Source organism: Paenibacillus sp. FSL L8-0644 (assembly GCF_038008165.1).
GTDB lineage: Bacteria > Bacillota > Bacilli > Paenibacillales > Paenibacillaceae > Paenibacillus > Paenibacillus polymyxa_D.
On record NZ_JBBOYN010000001.1, the window covers coordinates 1,795,384 to 1,818,095 of the forward strand.

General features: G+C 45.9%; 21 protein-coding genes. 12 read left to right on the plus strand and 9 right to left on the minus strand.

The features are described from left to right. Nucleotides 1–238: 238 nt before the first annotated feature. The 3 genes from NSS94_RS08115 (at nt 239) to NSS94_RS08125 (ending at nt 3,809) form a co-directional block, all read left to right on the plus strand. A complete protein-coding gene (locus NSS94_RS08115; protein WP_341039132.1) occupies nt 239–925 on the plus strand; it encodes a response regulator transcription factor in 687 nt (228 codons plus the stop codon). Beyond that, nucleotides 922–2,505, plus strand: a complete 1,584-nt coding sequence (locus NSS94_RS08120) for a sensor histidine kinase (RefSeq protein WP_341039133.1) — start codon at nt 922–924, stop codon at nt 2,503–2,505. Before NSS94_RS08115 ends, NSS94_RS08120 begins: the two co-directional genes overlap by 4 nt. A 122-nt stretch (nt 2,506–2,627) precedes the next feature. Continuing rightward, a complete protein-coding gene (locus NSS94_RS08125) occupies nt 2,628–3,809 on the plus strand; it encodes a WD40 repeat domain-containing protein (protein WP_341039134.1) in 1,182 nt (393 codons plus the stop codon). A 191-nt stretch (nt 3,810–4,000) separates the two neighbouring features. Here the strand turns inward: NSS94_RS08125 and NSS94_RS08130 are convergent, their stop codons facing one another. Further along, nucleotides 4,001–5,443, minus strand: a complete 1,443-nt coding sequence (locus tag NSS94_RS08130) for a SpoVR family protein (RefSeq protein WP_069012807.1) — start codon at nt 5,441–5,443, stop codon at nt 4,001–4,003. Continuing rightward, nucleotides 5,440–6,606, minus strand: a complete 1,167-nt coding sequence (gene yhbH / locus NSS94_RS08135) for a sporulation protein YhbH (RefSeq protein ID WP_029516533.1) — start codon at nt 6,604–6,606, stop codon at nt 5,440–5,442. Before yhbH ends, NSS94_RS08130 begins: the two co-directional genes overlap by 4 nt. Nucleotides 6,607–6,770: 164 nt before the next feature. Here yhbH and NSS94_RS08140 point away from each other — a divergent pair, with 164 nt between their 5' ends. From NSS94_RS08140 to NSS94_RS08160, 5 genes are all read left to right on the plus strand, one after another. Continuing rightward, nucleotides 6,771–7,484: a response regulator transcription factor gene (locus NSS94_RS08140; protein WP_340931772.1), complete on the plus strand. Its 714-nt coding sequence runs from the start codon at nt 6,771–6,773 to the stop codon at nt 7,482–7,484. Between the two features lie 35 nt (nt 7,485–7,519). Then, nucleotides 7,520–8,557, plus strand: coding sequence for a sensor histidine kinase (locus NSS94_RS08145; protein ID WP_341039135.1), 1,038 nt, complete (start codon nt 7,520–7,522; stop codon nt 8,555–8,557). A gap of 144 nt (nt 8,558–8,701) precedes the next feature. After that, complete coding sequence (locus tag NSS94_RS08150) at nt 8,702–9,625, plus strand: ABC transporter ATP-binding protein (protein ID WP_190298922.1); 924 nt, start codon at nt 8,702–8,704, stop codon at nt 9,623–9,625. Further along, nucleotides 9,622–10,329, plus strand: coding sequence for an ABC transporter permease (locus tag NSS94_RS08155; RefSeq protein ID WP_025723953.1), 708 nt, complete (start codon nt 9,622–9,624; stop codon nt 10,327–10,329). The genes NSS94_RS08150 and NSS94_RS08155 overlap by 4 nt, the downstream gene beginning before the upstream one ends. Nucleotides 10,330–10,343: 14 nt before the next feature. Beyond that, nucleotides 10,344–11,078, plus strand: a complete 735-nt coding sequence (locus tag NSS94_RS08160) for an ABC transporter permease (protein WP_341039136.1) — start codon at nt 10,344–10,346, stop codon at nt 11,076–11,078. A gap of 6 nt (nt 11,079–11,084) precedes the next feature. On the opposite strand, the gene NSS94_RS08165 is transcribed toward NSS94_RS08160, so the two are convergent. The 3 genes from NSS94_RS08165 to NSS94_RS08175 all read right to left on the minus strand — a co-directional run bounded on the left by NSS94_RS08165 (nt 11,085) and on the right by NSS94_RS08175 (nt 13,792). Beyond that, entirely contained in the window at nt 11,085–11,411 is a 327-nt protein-coding gene (locus tag NSS94_RS08165) for an AzlD domain-containing protein (RefSeq protein WP_341039137.1), read from the minus strand. Next, nucleotides 11,408–12,133: an AzlC family ABC transporter permease gene (locus tag NSS94_RS08170; RefSeq protein WP_165145137.1), complete on the minus strand. Its 726-nt coding sequence runs from the start codon at nt 12,131–12,133 to the stop codon at nt 11,408–11,410. The genes NSS94_RS08165 and NSS94_RS08170 overlap by 4 nt, the downstream gene beginning before the upstream one ends. Before the next feature lie 420 nt (nt 12,134–12,553). Continuing rightward, nucleotides 12,554–13,792, minus strand: a complete 1,239-nt coding sequence (locus NSS94_RS08175) for an MFS transporter (protein ID WP_029516543.1) — start codon at nt 13,790–13,792, stop codon at nt 12,554–12,556. A gap of 335 nt (nt 13,793–14,127) precedes the next feature. On the opposite strand from NSS94_RS08175, the gene NSS94_RS08180 reads away from it, so the two are divergent. Further along, nucleotides 14,128–14,676 carry a helix-turn-helix domain-containing protein gene (locus NSS94_RS08180; protein WP_029516544.1) on the plus strand — a complete coding sequence of 183 codons (549 nt, stop codon included), beginning with the start codon at nt 14,128–14,130 and terminating at the stop codon, nt 14,674–14,676. Nucleotides 14,677–14,775: 99 nt separating this feature from the next. Further along, the gene (locus NSS94_RS08185) at nt 14,776–15,291 is read left to right on the plus strand and encodes an acyl-CoA thioesterase (protein ID WP_013309488.1); all 516 of its coding nucleotides are present in this window, start codon (nt 14,776–14,778) and stop codon (nt 15,289–15,291) included. A gap of 109 nt (nt 15,292–15,400) precedes the next feature. Here the strand turns inward: NSS94_RS08185 and NSS94_RS08190 are convergent, their stop codons facing one another. Further along, complete coding sequence (locus tag NSS94_RS08190; RefSeq protein WP_341039139.1) at nt 15,401–16,870, minus strand: RICIN domain-containing protein; 1,470 nt, start codon at nt 16,868–16,870, stop codon at nt 15,401–15,403. A 227-nt stretch (nt 16,871–17,097) separates the two neighbouring features. On the opposite strand from NSS94_RS08190, the gene NSS94_RS08195 reads away from it, so the two are divergent. Further along, nucleotides 17,098–17,796 (plus strand): 4'-phosphopantetheinyl transferase family protein, encoded by a 699-nt coding sequence (locus tag NSS94_RS08195; RefSeq protein WP_341039140.1) that lies wholly within the window; start codon nt 17,098–17,100, stop codon nt 17,794–17,796. Nucleotides 17,797–17,841: 45 nt separating this feature from the next. Further along, complete coding sequence (locus NSS94_RS08200; protein WP_029516547.1) at nt 17,842–19,431, plus strand: amidohydrolase; 1,590 nt, start codon at nt 17,842–17,844, stop codon at nt 19,429–19,431. 69 nt (nt 19,432–19,500) lie between these two features. On the opposite strand, the gene NSS94_RS08205 is transcribed toward NSS94_RS08200, so the two are convergent. From NSS94_RS08205 to NSS94_RS08215, 3 genes are all read right to left on the minus strand, one after another. Continuing rightward, nucleotides 19,501–21,126, minus strand: a complete 1,626-nt coding sequence (locus NSS94_RS08205) for an S-layer homology domain-containing protein (RefSeq protein ID WP_341039141.1) — start codon at nt 21,124–21,126, stop codon at nt 19,501–19,503. Between the two features lie 157 nt (nt 21,127–21,283). Next, nucleotides 21,284–22,135, minus strand: coding sequence for a DegV family protein (locus NSS94_RS08210; RefSeq protein WP_029516549.1), 852 nt, complete (start codon nt 22,133–22,135; stop codon nt 21,284–21,286). Between the two features lie 32 nt (nt 22,136–22,167). Then, nucleotides 22,168–22,641, minus strand: coding sequence for a hypothetical protein (locus NSS94_RS08215; protein ID WP_069012792.1), 474 nt, complete (start codon nt 22,639–22,641; stop codon nt 22,168–22,170). Nucleotides 22,642–22,712: the final 71 nt, after the last annotated feature.

Below are 22,712 nucleotides of genomic sequence, written 5' to 3' on the forward strand. Positions count from 1 at the left end.
GTAGGCGAATAGCCGATACGGAAGTATTTTAGCATATACGGACAGGTAAGACACTTCAAAGCGCAAGGCAGTGAGGGAAGAGATGTTTATACTGCGTCATATTTCCTTGACATTAAAAAGAGTCAAAGTCTAATGATAGCGCTATGGAAAGTTGGAGTAACATAAGTTCAGGTCGCGGGCTTGCCCTTTGTCGCCAGGAGCGTAAAATAAAATGAAGCGAGAGCAGGGAGGGCAGGACATGGATAAGAAAATACTGATAGCGGACGATGAGGCGAGCATTCGAAATGCGCTGGCTTATGCGTTAAAGCGAGAGGGTTTTTTGGTGGAAACCGCCGTTGACGGGGAGGACGCCTTGGAAAAAATACGTTTGTTCCATCCGGATGTGCTCATATTGGATGTGATGATGCCCAAACTGGGTGGATATGAGGTGTGCCGCCGTTTGGAAAGTCGGAAGGGCATCGGTATTTTACTGCTGACGGCCAAAAACGATATCGTTGATAAGGTACTCGGACTGGAGCTGGGTGCGGACGATTTTATGAGCAAACCGTTTGATCTGAGGGAGCTGCTCGCTCGTATTAAAGCATTGGTACGGAGACTGGAGCGAGAAGGAGCACCTGCCCCGGAAGGAACAGAAATGGTACTCGGCCCATTACGGGTATGTCCGTCCAGCCGAACAGCTGAACTTGGAGCCATAGCGCTGGATCTGACCCCCAAGGAGTTTGATGTGCTGGCGCTGTTGGTATCTCATGCCGGAAGGGTGTATACACGGGACGAGCTGCTGGAGCAGGTATGGAGCTTCGATTATGTGGGAGGAACGCGGACGGTGGATATTCATATCCAGCGTTTGCGCAAGAAGCTTGAGCCGCATCAGGCGATATTGCAGACCGTGTATGGTATCGGCTATAAGGCAGAGAAAATGACGTGAACGAACATCATTCACTCCATCAGCAAGGAAACTTGCGGTCCACCGACCAGCAGAAGCGCAAATGCAAACCTACAGGCTTGAGCCTGCGTTGGAAATTTCCGCTGGTACTGGCGGCTTTGCTGCTGTTTACTGTCGGTGTGCTGAGCTGGCTCGTGCTTACTGGTATTCGCGCTAACCAGACAGATCAAATGGAACGCAGCTTAAAGCGTCAGGCCGAAATTGTAGAAATGCGTGTAAAACAGTCTTACCTGTTGGGAGTGCGCCAATCACCGGAAGACTTTATGAAGAAGCAGGCACCTGGGCTCGCAGTGGAACTGGGCGTATCCAGTAATATGCGCGTTATTTTATATGATGGTCAGGGGCATGAGGTTGGCAATTCTCTACCGCTGGCTTTTAGAACAGATGTCAGCCAGGCGCTCTCCTATGCGATCCAAGGCAAAATTGCATACATTACGGAAGGAAGCGCAATCACTTATTTGGCTCCGCTTCAAGGTCCGGACGGCTTACTGGGAGTGGTACAGCTTCACAGCTCAATAGAAGCGCAGCAGCAGTTCTACCGGGCCATTGCCCACTTGTTTCTATGGACGGGGGGTGCGGTGCTGGTATTGAGCTTTATCTTAGGTTTAGGCTATGTCAGCCGCCAGACGAGGGACATCGGAAGACTAACTCGCGCTTCTGAACAGATATCGGCAGGGCATTATCCGGAAGCCAGACTGCTGCGGCGGCAGGATGAGCTGGGAAGACTGGATGAAGGAATGCTCCAGATGAGCCATGTGATCCGGGAGAGCATTACCGCGCTGGAAAACGAAAAGCTTCGGCTGGAAGAAACGGTTCAGCGTTTGAGAGAGCTAGAGCAGCAGCAAAAATCTTTTATTGGAAATATCAGTCATGAACTAAAGACCCCGTTAACCTCTATTCAAGCTTATGCTGATTTACTGGATATGTATGGGGATGATCCTGAACTGGTGCGTGAAGCGAGAGAAAGCATCAGTAAGGAAACAAAACGGTTATACGAGCTTGTCGAGGACTCGCTGCGGCTATCTGTGCTGGATAAATATGATTTTGAATTGCATACGGAGGTTGTGGAACTGCATTCGTTACTGGAAGATGCGGGGAGCCATATTCGAGGAAAAGCGGCAGCGCGTAGACTGGATTTTTCGATAGATACCGTTCCAGCCCAGGTGTGGGGAGACCCTAAGCATCTGATGCATATTGTACTAAATTTGCTGGATAATGCAGTAAAGTATAATCAAGACGGTGGATGGATTACGTTATCGAATCGGGTAGAACAGGACACTGTGATTGTGTATGTACGCAATTCCGGTCCGTGGATTCCTAGGGAGAAATGGGACATGATTTTTGAGCCGTTTGCTACTTTAAGTCGTGATCGATCTCGTCAGGACAGCGGTACGGGACTCGGTCTTCCTCTGGCGCGCAGACTGGCGGAGCGCATGGGGGGAGAGTTGCAGCTTACAGCTTCAGATTATAGTAGCTTGGAAAATGGAAACGGGCATACGAATGTAAGTGGAAATGAATTTTCGCTTAGACTCCCTCTCTTGGTTCACGATAGCTCCCTGTAAACGGCCGATTGTTAGCACAGGGCTAGAATGGTGTCTTGTTTACAACTTGGAAACAATTCGATGTATTCATGAGATGTTCGGGCATTAAACTGGGGGTATCGTTAACAAGGAGGCCGTTGTACATGATAAAGAAAAACATAGACAGCTATGGGCAAAAGAACGGCTCCTCTCATCGCGAAGATTCCCGTACAAGAATTTTCAGACAGAAAGCCACGGGGCTGCTTATGATCGGCTTAATCGCCGGGGGATTGCTCAGCGGTTGCGGCATGAAGAGCGCAGGAGAGACAAATCCAACATTCGGTATGAAACCGGGCCAACAGCTTACTGTGATTGACACGGATGCAGCCCAGCAGCAAGTAACGGACGAGCTGGTGGTATCGTCTATCGGCAGGCTGGGGGATGTCTACGCGAGGTCTTGGCTGAGTGACGAAGAGCTGATTGTGGAGCGTAAAACCCAGCTGTGGATTCATAATGTAGAGACAGACAAGGAGCGGATTTTAACACCAGGTCGTAAAGCTCCACAGTTACTTGCTGTGGTATCACCGGATCAGCGCCATGTCTTCTTTACTGAAGGTAGCCCCAACAGCAAATATGATATTCAGGGCTACATTTTGGAACTAAGCAGTGGTAAGGTTACATCGATTGGCAAGTTGGATATGACTAACGAAGTGAGCTGGAGCGATGAGAATCATCTCATTACAGGCACACCGGATGGTAAAATCCGACTGATTGGTCTGGACGGCAAAGCTGAAGAATTGAATTTTCAAGATCCGAATCGCTCTGAATTGATGTCTCTTGTTGAAAAAGTGGGTAACGCCATATTTTATACAGGCAGTGATAAACAAGGGTATCCAGTGCTGAATCGGTTCACTCTTAATCATCCTCAGGCTGTGACCATTGCAGAGGGTGCCATGTCCTTTGCCGTGTCGCCTGACGGTAAGTCTATTGCCATTGAAAAGCGGAAATGGAATACATCCGAACCAGCCCGTATGATCATTTTGGATGAACAGGGCAAAGAGAAAGGAATTATCGGGCAAGGTACTTTAATGAGTCGTGGAAGCTGGTCCAGCGACGGGTCCAAGCTTGCTTTTTCCATTTATGATGAGGATCAGCAAGGCATGAGAGGGCTGTATGTATTTGACCAGTCCACGGGTAAAACCACTCCGGTTACGACCAATATCCAATCCTATGACAGCCCAACGGTATGGAGCCCATCCGCCCGGTTTTTATCCATGTACCAGAACATTTCGGAAGGTGGAAAACAGCTCAATCAAAGCTATATCGTCGAATTTAAGGAAAAGTAGTAAAAGGCGTATATCCGTTTGTTCGGAATGCGCCTTTTTAAATGCAGGCTGGCTATTGATTTTATATGAGAATCAATTTCATAACTCATTAAAGTTTGATGGTTGTAACTAGAAATAGACAAATTAAAACATTTTGATCTATATCTAGTTTTAATTGAAGCAGCTAGAGGTATTATGAAATTGATGCATGACTATACAAATTTACGATGATGCTTCTTACCGTCATATGAGAATAAGGCGAGCTTACCCTCAATCATCGTTTCCAAATGAACGGTGCGCCCCCACAGCTGATATACATACGGAAGCGTGCGCTCCATATATTTTAAATCTAGCTCAATGCCTTCGTACTGGTGCTTGAGCTTCAACTCGCCCGTATGCAGGTAATCTCCATCCTCGACGACGATATAAGGGGAGCCTCCATTCACACGTGAAAACACGAGCTGATCCCGTATGTTTTCCCAGGATTTATCGGTAATTTTCCAATCAGGTCCTCGTTTCTCAAACACGTACAGATCCAAATCCTCTGTCAGCTTCTTGGTCATGTAATTGCGTATAAAAGAGGTGTCTGAGTCAAACTCTCGCACCTCGAACATTTTAGCTCGACCCTCGCCCGGTTTGCGCCCTTGTCGCTCTTGCTCCTCACGGGTTGGGTTATCCCAACGTTTTTCAATATCCTCAAATATTTTCAGTCCCAAATAGTACGGGTTCAGGCTTTGCTTGGAAGGCTGTACGACGGAAGCATTCAGCATCGCAAATTCAACGGTTTCCTCCCCGGTCAAATCCAGTTCCCTTACAATCCGCTGATGCCAATAGGAGGCCCAGCCTTCATTCATGATTTTGGTCTCCATTTGGGGCCAGAAATATAGCATTTCGTCCCGCAGCATCGTCATAATATCTCGCTGCCAGTCCTCCAGTACCTCGGAGAATTCCTGAATAAACCAGACGATATCTTTTTCAGGTTCCGGTGGGAACTGGCGTACCTTAATACCCTCGGTCTCGGCCGAATCATGCTGCTTTACTGTGTCCAGTGACCACAGATCATCGTAAGGTCCGATGGGACGCTGGTGTTTTTTGGGTTCTTTTTGCTCCTTGATTTTGAGTTCCATATAGCGCTGTTTATCCAGATGCCTTGGTTTGATAAGCTGTGGGTCTACATGCTCCTGTATCGCCAGTACAGAGTCAATGAAGGATTCCACAGTCTTTGAACCATATTCCATTTCATAGCTGTTGATTCGATCTGCTGTGGCCGACATACTCTCCACCATATTGCGATTAGAAGCTGAAAAGCGGGCGTTGTGTTTGAAAAAATCACAGTGTGCCAGTACATGAGCGACAATTAGTTTATTTTGCACCAAAGAATTTCCTTCCAGCAGGAAGGCATAGCAGGGATTGGAGTTAATGACCAGCTCATAAATTTTGCTCAATCCAAAATCGTACTGCATTTTCATCTTGTGAAACGTTTTTCCAAAACTCCAGTGGCTGAAGCGCGTGGGCATACCATAGGCTCCGAACGTGTATACAATATCCGCCGGACAAATCTCATATCGCATCGGGTAGTAGTCGAGCCCGAATCCATCTGCAATCTCCATAATTTCTGATATCGCATATTCTAGCTCCTTCTGGTCGGTGCTCATCCCACCGTTCCCCCTTCCCGTTTGCGAAAAAAGGTGCGTAAGGCTTGGTATACCTCACCTTTTTCCTTGATGACATAGTACATAAACTGATCCTTTTTAATATTCTTGTAGGCTGACATCAGCGTGCTACTGCGATTATATTGATTCACTTCGCCATAGCCGAACATATTGCTCCGCTTTATAAGTTCCTCGATTAGCTTCACGCACCGCTCATTGTCCGAGGTCAGGTTATCGCCATCCGAGAAATGGAAGGGATAAATATTGTAGCTGGAAGGAGGATATCGTTTATCGATAATCTCTAGGGCTTTCAAATAAGCGGAAGAGCAGATCGTGCCGCCACTTTCTCCGCGGGTAAAAAATTCTTCTTCCGTAACCTCTTTAGCCTCGGTATGATGCGCGAGAAAGACAATTTCCACCTTTTCATACTGACGGCGCAAAAAGCGGGTCATCCAGAAAAAGAAGCTGCGAGCACAATATTTTTCAAAAGCGCCCATTGAGCCTGAGGTGTCCATCATGGCTATAATGACCGCGTTGGATTGGGGAATGGTCTTCTCTTCCCATGTCTTGTAACGAAGATCGTCCGGACTAATATGATGAATGCCGGGCTTCCCTTCACGGGCGTTGCGGCGTAGATTTTCGAGAATGGTTCGTTTCTTGTCAATGTTCGCTTGCATGCCTTTTTTACGTATATCATTGAACACGATAGATTCAACCTCAATTTGATCCTTGTCTTTTTGCTGTAAATTCGGCAATTCCATTTCCTCGAACAGCATATCTTCCAGCTCTTCTATGCTGACTTCCGTTTCCATAATATCGTGTCCCGGCTGGTCGCCGGCTTTCTCACCTTTACCAGGCTTCTGGGAGGCAGAATCACGCCCGATGACATCTCCCACCTGACTATCTCCATCCCCTTGGCCTACATGCTTTTGCTTTTGATAGTTATAAATGAAGCGATATTCATCCAGGCTGCGAATCGGCACTTTAATAATCTGTTGACCGTCCGACATAATAATATTTTCTTCCGTTATCAGATCGGGTAGATTTTGCTTAATGACATCTTTGACCTTCTGCTGATGACGTTGCTGGTCCTGGTACCCTTTGCGATGCAGCGACCAATCTTCGCGGGATACGACGAATGAATATGGCTGGCGTGGTTCTGGCATTATTAGGCACCCCCCAAGTGGATACACGGCACAGTTTGGCCTTGTTGGTTATTAAGTATATTCACGGGGATGAACGATATGTGATGGAACTCGATTTAAATTCTGCCCGTTTGCTTTTATAATGAAAGTAAAAAATGTAAAAAAAGAATGGAGAACCTTGGGTTATGGAAGAAATTGCAGTACTTATAGTAGACGATGAGCAGGGACTGCGGGATATGCTGACAACGGTGTTAAAAAAAGAAGGGTTCCTTCAAGTTAAGCATGCTGCAACGGGGCGGGAAGCGCTGCAAGTCGTGATGGAATCTCATATAGATGTGATTGTACTTGATGTCATGCTGCCTGATAGCGATGGGTTTGAGATATGTCGTCAAATGCGTCTATATACGGATGCCCCTATTCTTTTTTTGACGGCAAGAGATACAGATCTAGACAAATTAATGGGGTTCGGTATCGGAGGAGACGACTATATTACCAAACCGTTTAACCCGCTGGAAGTCGTTGCCCGTATGAAGGCACGAATGAAATATCGGAAAGTTTCGACAGTGGCCATGAAACCGACCTTACGCACTTTAGATTTTGGATATTTTCGACTGGAACTGGAATCCGGTGTGTTGTATGTGGAGGACAAGCAGGTCGAGTGTCCGGCACGTGAATGGCTGCTGCTGGTATTTTTGTGCAAGCACCCTAACCGTATTTTCAGTGTACGGCAGCTTTACGAGGCGATATGGAGCGAGGCCTTCTTGGGTGATGAGAAGACCGTAGTGATTCATATCTCCCGTTTGCGGAAAAAAATAGAACCTGATCCCAAGCACCCGCAATCTTTAATCAATGTAAGGGGGCTTGGTTATAAAATGATGTCAGTCAAGATGGAGGAATGAGGATGAACTCTCTGGTTAAGATGTCCTTCCGTTTTATGAAAGTAACGTTATGTTTTGTACTGGCCTATGTCCTATGTTTTGTTATTTGCACGATCTTATATATTTTTATAAAAAGTATATTTGGAGCATCTCAAAATATAAATATTAATCTATTCTGGACAGGACTTGGTATCGTGCAGAGTGTTGTGTTCATAGCTGCCTACGGATGGTATATAGGCAAACCTTTGGTGTATGTAATTAAATGGATTGGAAATATTGCGACGGGGGAATTCCAAGCACCGCTAAGTGAACTGGAACTACCGGAGCGCAAAAAAAATCAGAAAAATAGCTATAAACCTCCGTATCAATTGTATAAAGAAGTTTTTGAACAAATGAACATCTTATCGTCTCAATTGCGCAGCAATGAGGAAGAGAGAGTGGAATTAGAGAAACGAAAACAGCAGTGGGTAGCAGGTGTCAGCCATGATCTCAAAACACCATTATCTTATATTGAAGGATATGCGGCCATGCTGACTGCTCAAGAGTATGATTGGTCCGATGAAGAAAGAAGAAGCTTTAGTATGAGTATCAGTGAGAAAGTGACTGAAATGAAGCAGTTGATTCAGGATTTGAATGCTTCTATGCAGCTTAAGGAAAGTCCACTGCCCGTCCAATTGGAGAAGGAGGACATTGTGGAGTTTCTCCGTAGTGCAGTCATAGATATCGCTAACCATCCTTCGGCTGAGCAATACGAATTTTCTTTTACGTCCATGGAGGCGACTTGTATTATGTCCTTCGATAGCAAGCTATTAGGCAGAGCGCTGCAGAATTTTTTGATTAACGCCATCATTCATAATCCTCCAGGTACACACGTTTCCATGGAAGTGAACAAAGAGAACGATAAGCTTCATATTTCTATCGAAGATGATGGAATAGGAATGAATCCTAATGAGTGTAAGCAGGTATCTCACTCCGAAGGGCATGGAATACCTATTGCCAAAAGCTTTATTGAAGCGCACAACGGAACGCTTCATATCCTTTCAGGCAGTAAAGCGGGTACAAGGATGGAGATTTCACTGCCGCTAAACAACTAACTTTGTAACATCGAATCTCACATTTTGCAGTGTGCTCGATTTTTTTGCCTGTTGTTTAGGGACTGTTTACTTGATGTTAACTTTACTTCAGTAAACTGTATGTAACTTAAACTTCAGCATTAGAAGTCGAGAGGAGATCAGGAAGTGTCTGAATATGTAATACATACACAGCAGCTAACTAGGCGTTTTGGAAAGCGGGAATTTGTAAAACGAATAAATCTCCAGGTACCTGGACAACAAATTTATGGGTTTTTGGGACCTAATGGGGCGGGTAAAACAACCACGATTCGTATGCTACTTGGGCTGATTAAATCCACTTCCGGAGAAATTGAGATTTTTGGGAAAAAGCTGAAGGATCAGCGTATGGAAATATTAAAAGATGTTGGTTCCTTGGTTGAATCACCTGCCTATTATGCCCATTTATCCGCATATCGAAATTTGGAAATCGTTACAACCATGCGTGGACTGCCGACCCGAAGAATTCATGAAGTGCTGGATTTAGTGAGATTAACCAAGGATGCGTATCGTCCGGTAAAAGGATATTCCTTGGGGATGCGACAAAGACTGGGGATTGCTATGGCGCTTATTGCCAACCCCAAATTATTGATACTTGATGAACCGACGAATGGTTTGGACCCATCTGGTATTCAGGAAATTCGGGAGTTAATTATGAGCCTCCCTGGTGCTTACGGAATGACGGTACTGGTTTCGAGCCATTTATTAAGCGAAATTGAGCAGATTGCAACCTATGTAGGAATTATTAATCAGGGTGAAATGATCTTCCAGGGAACGATGAAGGAACTCACCGCCAAAAGCAAGCCTCAATTATTCATTGAAACCCCAGATCCTGTTCTGGCTGCCGGTGCACTGATTCAGCATGGATGGACAGCTGGAGCTGAATCAATTGAACAAAATGAGGTCGTGACTCCTATTGTAGATCGGCAACAATCTTCGGAGATGATCAAGGTGCTTGTGGAACACAATCATCCCATTTATCGGGTCACAGAGAAGAAAAAAACATTGGAGGAGATATTCCTGGAGCTGACAGGTAAGGAGCGAAGCTTATGATACTCCGGGTTATAAAGTCAGAGGGGCTTAAGCTGAAGAAAATATGCTGGTGGATTCCTCTTATACAGGGGTGTGTACTTACAGGTATGACTGCCGTGGAATGGTATCTTTACTTTCGGCAAGGACCAGGAGGTGTCTATGCTGGTTTTGCCGTTATGTTTATGTTCCTTTCGTTTGTGATGCTGCTTGGCGGTACACTTTTGGCGAGCATTATGGCCGGTACAGAGCATGATACTCAAACATGGAAGCAGCTTATGGTCATGCCTGTTCCCAGAAGCTATATCTATTTATCCAAAATTGTATGGATCGTGATTCTGCAGTTGGGTACCGCCTTGATCACTGTAGCAGGTATGAGCCTCATCTGGGTGTTATATACAAACGAACCCATTCCTTGGCGGATCATGCTGTTACAGCCGATTAATGCAAGTTTGGCTACCCTACCAGTACTTGCAATTCAACTTTGGCTGTCTACACTTTTCACTAATCAGGCATTCCCATTAGCGTTTGGTATATTCGGCTCTATTGCAAGCTTGTTTTTGGCACGCACAAGTATTCTGTGGATTAAAATATTGCCTTGGTCGTACCCTGCCCTATCAAGTCCTCTAATGAAGGAACACATGATTTGGGTAATCGTTGCTTTAAGTGCGGGAGTCATCTTTACGGGACTTGGTACATTACAGTTTACCAAGCATGAATTCAAATAGAGAGGAGAAGATACATGGGCTCTATTTTACGCGTAGAGACGATAAAGCTTCAATGGATCATGGTATGGATTCTCATTATATTGGATGCGGTCATAAATTCTTTAATGGGAGTCCTCGAGCTGAACGATTTGAAACAGTTTTTTTCGCCCAGCTGGTTAACTTTATATACGTATTCAGCGCAATTTCACTCTATGTTTTTTTATCCACTCTATTGTGGAATTATCGCTTCTCTTTTGTGTGCGTATGAGCATCGGGATGGGGGATGGAAGATTTTATTAAGCAGCCCGTATCCTCGTCAGCAAATTTATTATGCAAAATATATATTGCTCATTCTCATACTGGGTCTTGATCAGCTTATATTTATATTGGGCTATTTTGTAAGTGGAAATATAGCAGGTGCTCCAGGAGAAATCCCTTGGTCTGTCGTTCTTTCTACCGGCTTGGGAGGGTGGATCGGGATTTTTCCCCTGGCAGCACTACAGCTTATGCTCTCGATAAAAATTCGGAATTTTGGAGCTTCTTTGGGAATGTCTATTTGTTGTGTGGTTCCTAATATTGTCATAACAGGCTTTCACTCTTCCATAGGTGCGTGGTTTCCTTTTACGATTCCTTATTATATTATGATGCCGCAAACAGCGACTTATGCACCCAGAATTGAGCCTTACAGCCTTGGCTTGATTGTCATTTTTACGTTTTTAGCCTATCTGTATGGTGGAAGAAAGATGTTTGTGAATAGGGACTGGTTGTAGTTAGGATTACAACCACAATAGTCGAACTACAGCCATACTCACAATACCGACAACGACGGTAGCCAGCAGGTTTTTGCTCCACAAGGCGGTCACTAGCGTTGGAAAGACAGCCATAAGCACTTGCCCATTAAAAGTGACGGAGGTCTCGGTTCGGACGAGCAGATTTTCCATCACGAGTGCAGTGAAAATACAAATAGGAATATAGGAAAGCCATTGTAGCACTGGCTTGGGTAGCGCCAGCCTTTGCAGCACGACAAAGGGAATGATCCTTGGGATCGCCGTGACAATCATGGCACCGATAATGATATACAGGACATGGGGATTAATGTTCATTTGTCGGTTAACACTCCAATCGTTGCGGTGATCATGGTCGCTACAATGACAGCAATATGTGACGGCACCCACCAGGACAAAAGGTACATCAGAACAGCCATACATAGCACAAGCAGCAGACGATGCTTGAGTTTGGAGGTATGGACACTTTGGAGCTGGGAAATGAGTAGGGCAAGAAACATCGCAGGCAAGGCAAAATCCAGACCAAAAGCCTCCGGTCGGGAAATCCAGTTTCCGAGAATCCCTCCTGCCACACAGGATGCAATCCAGGCGAGATAAGCTGTAATATTAAGCCCGTTCATCCAACGGTCACTGACCTGTCCGCCTTTAGCCAATTTATCAGACGCTACCCCAAAGGATTCATCCGTCAAAAGAACGCCGATACCTATGTTTTTCCATAGTGAATATTTAGAAAAGTAAGGAGCCAGCGATGCACTTAGCAGCAGATGGCGGGCATTCACAATGAATGTCGTTAAAATAATGACGGATGGAGGACTGGCTACAGCCAGCATTGAGCACATAATAAACTGGGAGGCTCCTGCGTATACAAGCGCCGACATCAGGGCAATTTCCATGGTGCTAACCCCTGACGAAGCGCCCACAATCCCTGCCGCGAACCCAATGCATACATAACCAAGCAATGTAGGAATGCAATCTTTAACCCCTTGTAAAAAGCTGAGTGAATCATGCTTCGTTCCGCTCAACTCCGAAGCTATGGACATTTTAATCTTACCCCCAGTGTATAAATTTTTTAATAGTATATAACGGAAGTCGTAAAGTATCAATATATTACACAATTGTATGTTATATTGAATATCACCTATAGCGAACACACAGTATTATTGTCCGCTCTCGGCTACACTCTTCTATTCAGAAAAATTACAGCCTAATAGAGTAGAATACAGGAGAATTGCCCTTAAAAAGCTGTTTGATTTACTATTGATGACCCAAGGAAGGCTATGTATTTACCAAAAAGCTTCGCTCGTGTTCCGGTTGCAGACGATTTGGCAGCAGCCAGCATCCAAAAGCGGTGTTCAAATCGGATGTGTTCATACAAGGACTGTTTTGACTGAATGGGGAGTTCGTAAAAAAAGGGCGTCCCAGTCAGTTCATGACTTATGGGACAACCCTAAGATGGTGACTTATATAAGCTCCTGCCGTTTTTTCAGATATCTGTAGAGAATAATTCCCGAGACCGCGCAGATGGCTGCGCATAGACCGATAACTCCATATCCCGCCTGAAGCCCGCGCAACATGCCAAGCTCAGTAGTTGCGCCGTAGACTATCTTGACCCCTTCGATTACCCAGCCGATCACATAGTTGCCAATGACACTACCTATACCCATCAGCGTGACGACGAACGTAATAGCTGTATCACTGTCCTTCGGATATCTCCGTGCTATGAACGCCATCACGGTCGGATAGATCATTGCAATGCCTGCACCCGATACGGCAAAGAGAAACGCCAGTCTCTCCCCACCCGCGATTGCTGCGAACGTACATATCGCTGAGAAGGCGGAGAATAGAATCGTCGAAAGCACAAACCCCATCCGGTCAGTGAGCGGACCAAGCAACAGGCGCCCCAACGAGAAGGTAAGAAAGAACGCTGAGAGCATGCTGGACGCCTTCACCGTACTCCATGAATACGCTTTCTCTAAGAAGTTGACTAGCCAGCCCCCAACTGCTAGCTCAGAGACTACCCCAAACGACAGGATCATTACCATCATCCAGAGTGCCGGATCGCGGGTTAGGGTCTTGAGTGAGGTCCGTTCCTCATGCTGCAGATCGTCTCCCGGGAAGGTACTGAGCAGCGCGGCCACAATCGGCAGCAGGCAGAGCGACAACATAGCCAGATACATCCCCCGCCAGTCCAGCGTATGTCCAAATACCGTCAGTGACATGACTCCCGTCGCCAGCAAAGGGGCGACTGTTGAGCTGAGCCCATAGAAAAAGTGGGACAAATTCATCATCGTGCCGGTATTTTTCACAAAAATCCTCGCCCCCAAAATGGCGAGCGCAATCTCCAGCATGCCGTTCCCAATATACATCAAGAAGTAGGACGAGGCGAAGAAAGGATACGTGTGCGACAGATAGATGAACACTCCCGAGATGATCATGGAAGCAAAGGAAATGATGCTGACCGCCTTGATTCCCCACTTACGGACAAGAACGGCGGTGAACGAGCAGGCAATCAAATAACCAAGTGCGTTTAGAGACAACAATGTTCCGAGCTGCTGTTCATCCAGATTGAAGTCGAATTGAATGCGTGGAATAGCAGGGCCTTTAATATTTTCCGAGATGCCAAATACAATAAAGCCAATAAAAATTGTCGCCAGCTGCATCGTGTACATGTAACGGGACTTGCGGGTTTGCGGATTCAAATTTAGTCCCTCCTAGATAGTCAACGTTGGTTTTCTCACCTGTTGGGTGTTCAGGGACGGAAAAGTCATAGGATAGCAGCCCTCCTTCAGGATATTACAATGGTTTTCAAAAACGTTTTAATAAGTGAAGTTTAAGGACATTTATATTCAATGTCAAATGTTTTTATTGGCATGTTGAAGTTAACGAGGAACCTGACCATATTACAGTAAATTATAGCATGCCTACTTCCCGTTTAAGCCTTGTATATACCTTGATCGGCTTCTATATATAGCGAACACACAGTCTTTTGTGTATTCTTCATATATAGACTTTTGGATACAAGGAGGCATCGTCCGTGGATTCAATGCAGTATATTATTGGCTCTAATTTGGCTCAAATCAGGAAGACTAGAGGATTAAGTTTGGATAAGGTGGCTGAACTGACAGGGGTCAGCAAAGGAATGCTGGCTCAGATTGAGAAGGGGAAATCCAATCCTACGGTAACAACCCTTTGGAAAATTGCGAACGGTTTGCACGTATCCTTCTCCACCTTTCTTAAAGAAGACCCGCCGCAAATCACGAAGATTCGAAGGGAAGACCTGCATCCGGTTATTGATGAAGACGGTAACTATTTTGTTTACCCTGTATTCCCGTATCACGCTGAAAAGAAGTTTGAGGTGTTCACGGTAAGTCTGAAGCCAGGCTTTACACACCAGGCAGAGAAGCATCTGGGAGAGGAAACGATTCTCATGATCCGTGGGGAAATGTACTTTGAGATGCAGGGGCAACAGCTCAAGCTGAGTGCAGGGGATGCCGTGCAATTTCAAGTATCTGACATACATACCTACCGTAATGATTCGGATGAGGATGCCGATTTTTATGTATTGATTTATTATGCGGATTAGTGGGATGATTAGCATAGTCTAAAACAGGCTTCCACATCAGGATTTTGCAAAATCCTGAGATATAAAAGAGAGCAACGAGGAAAAGAGAGGAAAGAACCCATGGAAAGCAAGTACATCCGAGAAACCTACTGCTTTAAGACATCCCGAGTATTTCCCAACGATATCAACAATCATAACACGCTCTTCGGCGGCCGATTGATGTCGTATATCGACGATATCGCATCTATTGCAGCTGCTAAGCTGTGTCGTACGAACACAGTTACAGCCTCAACGGATTCGGTGGATTTTTTGCTACCTATCCATCCGAGTGATTCTGTCACGCTAGAAGCGTTCGTAACCTGGACAGGCCGTAGCTCGATGGAGGTGTTCGTAAAGGTAATTCGTGAAGGACTAATGACTGGCGACCGAAAAATCGCAGCCACCGCCTTCCTGACCTTTGTGGCATTGGACGAGAACAACCGTAAAGTGACCGTGCCGCAGGTGATTCCAGAAACAGAAGAGCAGTTACAATTGCACCAGACGGCTCCATCACGCGCAGCCATACGGCGTCAGCGGAGGGAAGAAAGCAAGCAGCTGGCTAGTTTTCTGACAACAGATTATCCGTGGGAACTATAACGTACTAAAGATTATCAATTTCATCGTTTTACGTAAAAAGGAGCCGTTATTTCCGTTAGCAGTCACCATGATCTGCTCGGAATACGGCTCCTTTTGAAAATAACTTGGGCTATTCTACTTTAACTACACGGAAATGCTGATTTGTCCCACCATTATCGCCCCATTGAATGGCTTTGGCTCCATCGGCGGTGGCGCCTTCAGAAATATCGATCAGCTTGCCAGTTGCCCGATTTTTCAGCTTGTAATAACCACCGGTTACGGATACTAATTGCCAGTGCTGACTGGACCAGCCTCCGTCGCTCCACTGCTCAATAACTGTACCATCCGTTGTAGTACCGCTTTCAACACCAATTAGCTTTCCGCTGTTGCGGTTCACAATTTTATAATATCCGCTGCCTGCATCTTTGAGTTGCCATTGTTGGCTTGCTGTTCCCGCATCTGCACGCTGTTCCAGGTCTGCGCCGTCCGTCGTTGCATTGCCAATAATGCTTAGTGGCTTATTACTCTTGCGATTCACTAGCTGATAATAGGCATCCGGATCAATGGCAATGGGGGGCGTTGTTATCCCCTCGACCACACCACTGGTGGTGTCAATATTAATGCTGTCGAACCAATCCATAGCTAATGAAGTCGCTGTTGGAAAACGCAGTGGCAACCATACATATTGAGAATCCTGCACAGGACCGCTCCATGCACCCGCCCAACGGTCGCCCAAATACAGGTATGAAGTTGTCTGGGCCCCTTCAACAGGAATCACGTAAGCCGACTGTGAGCCATATGTCGTACCGTCCCCGAAGTTTATCGTATTACTCCAGGTTCCTTCAATGCTGGATGCGGTAGCATACTTGGCCTGATTGGGATTCCAGCCGGTTGCCCCGGATGTAATCAGGAAGTAGACGTCTCCTTTTTTAAATATCGCCGGAGCTTCACGGTATTGTCCAGGCCAAAGTGTAGTCACCAGCGATTCAACTTGCAGAAAATCCGGTGTCAGACGATAAATGTTCAGATCCGCGTTTACCCGGGTAGCCGAAATAAGGTAAGCTGTACCGTTATCGTTGTATACGGTCATATCGCGTGAATCGTAATCCAGAGGACGGAAGCTACCCTGATATGTGTAATCGCCGTCCACCGTATCGGAGGAGGCGACAGCCACTCGGGCCTCGTTGTAATTAACCCCATTTTCCTTGTGCATCCATAATACGTATTTGCGTGTTTTTTCATTATAAATCACTTTCGGACGTTCAATATTCGAAACATTCAGCTCTACGGCGGAGCTGCTGGTCAGTACGTTTTTACGAAACTCCCAGTTTTTTAAATCAGAGGAACGGTAGGCGGATACCGCCTTGAACGTGCCGTTGGGATTACGATTTTCACCAAACCAATAATAGTAACCGTCTACTTTAATCATACCACCCCCATGGGCATGGACCACGTTTCCATCTGTATCTTTAAACTGAATGCCATTCACGACATTCGCTGAAGCGGCTGAAGCGATCTTAGGTGAAAACATCTGAAAAATGCTCAACGTCAGCAAAATAGAGAGCATAATACACAGCAAGCGGGCAAAATCATATTTCATTGTTTCGTCCTCCTCTGTATGTGCTATTTTAAAGCGCTTTCATTAACGGAATCTACGAAGCAGTTTTAATAGAGCTACTTATCCCAATTGTATCCATATTGAATTGAAAGTGCTAGAGTAGTATATTGACCATGTACACGGCACACGCCATCCATATCTAACAGACTTCCATCGAACGGTGAGTGTTACAAACTGGCTGATATTCATTAGGTATATAGGAGGCGACCATGAAAATATACGCGATTGATACGAGCAAGCCGGAAGCTGAGGAGCATTATGAATTACTGGTACATCGGGTTTCACTAGAAAAGCAGCACAAGTTAGATCGTTTTTTACATCGGGAAGATGCTTTGAGGGGCTTATATGCCGATGTGTTGCTAAGATGGTTGGCCTGCCGGCAATTGAAGGTATCGAATGCCAGTCTTCAATTTACATACAATGCATTCGGTAAGCCTTCCTTAATAAATGCACCTGCATTCCATTTTAATGTTTCTCACTCGGGAAAATGGGTGGTATGCGCTATTGATGATCACCCGCTTGGAATCGACATTGAGCAGCTTCGTCCTATTGATTTTGAGGTAGGTAGGGTGTGCTTTTCGGACACAGAGTATAATGCGTTAATGCGTCAGGATGCAGACAGCCGCTTATCCTATTTTTACGATCTATGGACGCTTAAGGAAAGCTTTGTCAAGGCCGTAGGGCAGGGACTAACCCTACCCTTGAAGTCTTTTTCATTTGAGCTAAAGGCACAACCATTCATAGGCTTCACGACAGAGGGCTTTACCACCGAGTATTGTCATTTTAAACAGTATGAGCTGGATCAGGATTATAAAATGGCTGTCTGTGCAGCTCATGACCAATTTGCCGAGCAGGTGCAGCAGATAGATATAAATACACTACGCTTGGAAGTGGCAACACAGGCTTAATATGTAGTGGATATGCGTATAGTTGAAAAAAGGAGATGAGTGGCGTTGACATTCGTTTTGTTCAAGCACGGCCGGTTGTATGGGGAGTGGGCTTCCAAAGGAGACTCCATCGTTGTACAGCAGGGTCGGATACAGGCCGTCGGATATGCTCGGGAGCTTGAATTGCAGTTGTCCGGTAAGGAATATGAAACCGTGGATTGGGAAGATGCCTATGTACTGCCAGGCTTAACCGATTCACATATGCATTTGTCTATGCATGGTATGAAGTTATCTATGCTCGATTTAACATCAGCTACCTCCAAGGGCGAGATGCTGGCTATGCTACGCAAACGGGTCGCTGTAACACCGCCGGGAGAGTGGATTTTAGGACTTAACTGGAACGAAAATGCTTTTATTCCTGTTGAAATTCCGGATATATCCGAGCTGGATGCCATTACAGATCAGCATCCGGTATATCTCACTCGTACGTGCTTTCATACGTTTTTGGCCAATTCAGAGGCATTTCGACGTGCGGGTATTAACGAGGACACCCCTGACCCGGCTTCGGGGGCCTATGGACGAGACGCAGATGGACGGTTGAACGGATTGGTTTATGAGGAAGCCTCCTTTGCCTTTACTAGCGTGCAGCCAGAACCGGATTATTCGGTTAAGAAGGATACGATTCGGCGGGCTTCTATGGATGCGTTAAGGCTTGGTTTGACTGCTGCGCACACAGAGGATTTACGTTTTTTGGGCAGCGTGGAGACGATGCAGCGAATTTACAGGGAGCTGAGAGAAGAAGGCCTTCCTTTTCGCACACACCAGCTCATCTATCATCCATTTTTGGAAGAAGCGAAAGTGCAAGGGCTGCGTGCAGGTACCGGAAATGAGTGGTTTAAAATCGGTGCGATAAAAATGTTTGCCGATGGCGCTATTGGTGGAAGAACGGCATTATTGTCTGAACCCTATAGTGATGCTCCGCATACCTGCGGAATGGCGATCCAACCGCAGCCGGAGCTGAATCAGATGGTGGCTGCTGTCAGAGCCGCAGGCTATCCCGTGGCTGTGCATGCCATAGGAGATGGGGCGGCGCACATGATTTTGACAGCGATGGAGGCCCATGCGCTCACGGAGGAAAGCGGTTTGCCAGATCGTCTGATCCACGGACAGGTGCTTAGGGGTGATTTGGTCAAGAGAATGGCGAAGCTGCCGCTGATCGCGGACATCCAGCCCCGTTTTGTCGCAAGTGACTTCCCTTGGGTACTGGATCGGGTGGGGAAAGAACGGACTGAATATTTATATGCCTGGAAAAAGCTACTGGAAGCAGGCATTCCATGTGCTGGAGGTAGTGACGCGCCGATTGAGCCGTTAAACCCTTTTCTTGGTATTCATGCGGCAGTGACTCGCGCCAAGCCGGAAGAAATGCATGAGGGCTATCTTCCCGCTGAAAAGCTGGATGTACATGAAGCCATTCGTTTGTTTACCACGGGAAGCGCAGTAGCAGCTGGTGAGGCTGATGAAAGAGGGACGATAGCTGAAGGGAAAGCCGCTGACTTTACAGTCATTGACCGTGATGTATCGGAAAGCCCGCAAGCTTTACTTGATGTTAAGGTACGAATGACAGTTGTAAACGGGAAAGTTGCATATCGGTCATAGGCTGGTGCTAAGTATGTATGCCAAAAGCCTTCAACTTCACTTTTCATGTGAGGTTGAAGGCTTTGTATTTTATAAACCACGCTCTATAAATCGGTCAGCGTTTTTTACACTGGACCACAGATCAGAGCTGGCTCCGCCCGCATACCAGTAGGCGAAGCCAGCAAACCCAGCATCCTGTCCCAAGCGATACTTACGAGTGAAGGATCGTCCTTCCTCGAGCCACAGCTTATGAAGCTGCGTGTCTTTGTAAGACACGGTATACTGCTGAATATCCTCATTCCAGATTGGTTGGGAGACGGAACGGGATATGAGCTGGTTTTGCTGATCTAGTGAAATATCAGAGGAAGCGATTGACTGTCCGCTAGCGTTAAGCGTCCAGTTCCGTGTAAATAATGGCAACGCCAAGATCGCTTTCTCTGGATAGGTGGTTTGTACAAAACGCCGCACGCTTTCACGGAGCCATGGCAGTGAGGACACAGAGCCGGGGATCGAGCTGCCTCCCCAGTGCTCGTCATATCCCATCAAGATCAGATAGTCTGCCGCAGCGCCAAGCTGTTTATAATCAAAGGCGGCAGTCCAGTCCGTTCCGTAATCAGGAGATACACAAATCGCCAGTACCGTATTCTGACTTTTTAACTTAGCTTTTAATTGTTGGACGAACAATGTTAAATGGGCACGATCCTGACCATCTACATTTTCAAAATCAATGATAAGTCCATTCAAACCGTGTACAGATACAGCATTAGCGAGCTGACTTATAGTTGTATTTCGTAGAACCTCACTGGACAAAATTTGGTGCGTCAGTGCCAGGTTGGAACGGTTGCCTACCATCGCCCAGATATTTTTATGATGCTGTTTGGCCCAGGTGAGCAGCGATGAATTGGTATAATCGCTGATAATACCTGTTTCATTCAGAAAAAACCAACGTGGTGACAGGGTGTTGATGTTGGATTGGAGCACCGTATTTTCAAACTGCTGAACGGTTTGATCATATTGCCAGCCAATTCGGATGGAAGAAGCGGTGGAAGCAGTTTGGTTAGCATGTTTTGTTGAATACGTTAGCAGTCGCTCCAGTAAGACCGCTGTTTCTTCACGAGTCAGAGAGGATGCAGGACGAAAATAGTTACTTTCACCTTTCATAAAGCCGTAACGATTTACGGTGGTTACCGCATTCAGAGCCCAATCTGCAATTTCTCCAGTATCTGTGAAGGAGGAAGTAGCATCTCCTGATCCGCCCGAAGAGCGGATGAGACGTGCGATCATCAAAGCCGCTTCTTGACGGGTTATAGGACTATTAGGTTGGAATGTGGCAGACGTTCCCCCCTGAACGATATTGAGCTGAGAAGCCGCTTCAATCCATCCATAGTACCACGTCTTTTTGGCAACATCTCGGTAGGAGGGAACGGGTGCTTGTACAGGCTCCAGACCGAGTGTACGGTCCAGTGCGGTAACCCATTCGGCTCTGGTAACAGCCTTTTTAGGAGAGAAGTAACCAGGTCGTGTACCGTTCAAAATTCCTTTAGCGTGCAGGGAAATAATAGACTGATAGGCATAGCTGTGTGCAGTATCTTGGAACGTAGCGCCGGATGCTGCTGCTGGAGCAGCTAAGTATGAAGAGAATGTTGTGAATATTGTGATGGCTGCCGTTGCTGATAGGGTAAGCTTGGCTAACCAACGTGATCGTTTGGAACTCATACCAAATAACCTTCTTTTTTATGATAGATTGTAGATTCATAGTTCGTTACTCGACGAATAATACTATCAAAAAGAGGAAAGTTATTCATTGCTAAATTGCTGGAAAAATACCAAAAAACCCGCTACCTATGCGGCAACGGGTCTGATATTGGATGAACTATGCCTTTTTGGCATACATAATACCGATAGTCTGTGGACCACAATGACTGGAAATAACACAGCCTGCTGTAGTTAGCAGTACCTCATGTGCGTTCGTTTCTTCTTTCAAGCGAGCTTGCAGCATCAGCGCATCTTCCTCGGCCAAAGCGTGCACGACAATAATGATATCGTTATCCATCTGATCTCGTTGATTCAGAGCGTTTTGCAGCATCTGATCCAGTGCTTTTTCACGTTTGCCGCGGACTTTGTAGGCTGGCGTCATTTTTCCGTCAATTACTTTGATCACCGGACGAATTTTGAGAAGACTGCCGATCAGATTTTGCATGCCTGAGCATCTTCCGCCTTTATACAGGTATTCAAGTGTATCAATGACAAATTCCGTATCTATTAGCGGCCTGGTTTTCGTCAACATGTCTACAATCTGCTCTATCGTATTGCCGTTGGTTGCCGCACGAGCAGCTTTCATCACAAGCAGGCCAAAGCCACACGATAAATTCAAGGAATCAAAAACCGTAATGCGGCCTTCCGGAAATTCAGAGGCAGCGAGTAGCGCATTCTGGTACGTTGATGATAGCTCGGAAGACAGACTGATATATAAAATGTCGTCCCCTTGTTCTATGTAGGGTGTAAAGGCTTGAATAAAATCCGACGGAGAAGGTGCGGCGGTACGTGGTAAATGTCCCTCGCGACTTACACGTTGAAATAATTGTTCCGGGTGAATGTTCACCCCGTCCTGCAATGCTTCATCACCAAATACCGTATACAAAGGTACAATGCTAATCTCGTACTGTTGCCGCCAGTGAGTAGGAATATCACTGGTACTGTCGGCAAAAATTTTAATTTTGTTCATACATTGAATCCTCTCTGTGTGATGCAGAAAAATTATAAAGATTGCACGGAGGAAGGATAGATATCCGCTGTGCTATTCGGAACGGAAAGACCGATGGCAAGAAGTGCAATAAAGCCTACAATAATAAGTGCATTAATGATTAAGCCTGTAATAGCAAAGGTTTTCTTACGATTTTTTAACGCAATTCCAATGATACCAACGACAAGTCCGCTACAATTCAGCAACAGGCTGCCTAAAAAAATAAAAGGAAGCAATACCGTTCCGGTTTGCTGCAGAGCGATTTCCGGGTTCATCGTCTGGTATTGGCCGAAATGAGCCAGTAGATTAATAACCATAATAGCCAGAATAATATATCCGATCAGACTGACAAGCGACATAATAAAAGAAGCAATTCCGGGACCAGAATGTTTGAGCTTGACCGGAGGCTGGAACACAGGAGATTCTGAAAAAACAGGGTGCTCCTCAGACGCAGCAGGCTTTTGCAAATTAGGATCTTGGTTACTCATTTTTTCCACTCCTTGAACATAGTCCGAACAGGTACTAATTTTCCACAAAATAAACAAAAAAGCAAGCCACC

Excerpts from the sequence above, each read along its gene's own strand:
- NSS94_RS08115 (WP_341039132.1), top strand. The coding sequence starts at position 239 with ATGGATAAGAAAATACTGATAGCGGACGATGAGGCGAGCATTCGAAAT.
- NSS94_RS08125 (WP_341039134.1), top strand. The coding sequence starts at position 2,628 with ATGATAAAGAAAAACATAGACAGCTATGGGCAAAAGAACGGCTCCTCT.
- NSS94_RS08130 (WP_069012807.1), bottom strand. The coding sequence starts at position 5,443 with ATGAGCACCGACCAGAAGGAGCTAGAATATGCGATATCAGAAATTATG.
- yhbH (WP_029516533.1), bottom strand. The coding sequence starts at position 6,606 with ATGCCAGAACCACGCCAGCCATATTCATTCGTCGTATCCCGCGAAGAT.
- NSS94_RS08140 (WP_340931772.1), top strand. The coding sequence starts at position 6,771 with ATGGAAGAAATTGCAGTACTTATAGTAGACGATGAGCAGGGACTGCGG.
- NSS94_RS08145 (WP_341039135.1), top strand. The coding sequence starts at position 7,520 with ATGAAAGTAACGTTATGTTTTGTACTGGCCTATGTCCTATGTTTTGTT.
- NSS94_RS08155 (WP_025723953.1), top strand. The coding sequence starts at position 9,622 with ATGATACTCCGGGTTATAAAGTCAGAGGGGCTTAAGCTGAAGAAAATA.
- NSS94_RS08160 (WP_341039136.1), top strand. The coding sequence starts at position 10,344 with ATGGGCTCTATTTTACGCGTAGAGACGATAAAGCTTCAATGGATCATG.
- NSS94_RS08165 (WP_341039137.1), bottom strand. The coding sequence starts at position 11,411 with ATGAACATTAATCCCCATGTCCTGTATATCATTATCGGTGCCATGATT.
- NSS94_RS08170 (WP_165145137.1), bottom strand. The coding sequence starts at position 12,133 with ATGTCCATAGCTTCGGAGTTGAGCGGAACGAAGCATGATTCACTCAGC.
- NSS94_RS08185 (WP_013309488.1), top strand. The coding sequence starts at position 14,776 with ATGGAAAGCAAGTACATCCGAGAAACCTACTGCTTTAAGACATCCCGA.
- NSS94_RS08190 (WP_341039139.1), bottom strand. The coding sequence starts at position 16,870 with ATGAAATATGATTTTGCCCGCTTGCTGTGTATTATGCTCTCTATTTTG.
- NSS94_RS08195 (WP_341039140.1), top strand. The coding sequence starts at position 17,098 with ATGAAAATATACGCGATTGATACGAGCAAGCCGGAAGCTGAGGAGCAT.
- NSS94_RS08205 (WP_341039141.1), bottom strand. The coding sequence starts at position 21,126 with ATGAGTTCCAAACGATCACGTTGGTTAGCCAAGCTTACCCTATCAGCA.
- NSS94_RS08210 (WP_029516549.1), bottom strand. The coding sequence starts at position 22,135 with ATGAACAAAATTAAAATTTTTGCCGACAGTACCAGTGATATTCCTACT.
- NSS94_RS08215 (WP_069012792.1), bottom strand. The coding sequence starts at position 22,641 with ATGAGTAACCAAGATCCTAATTTGCAAAAGCCTGCTGCGTCTGAGGAG.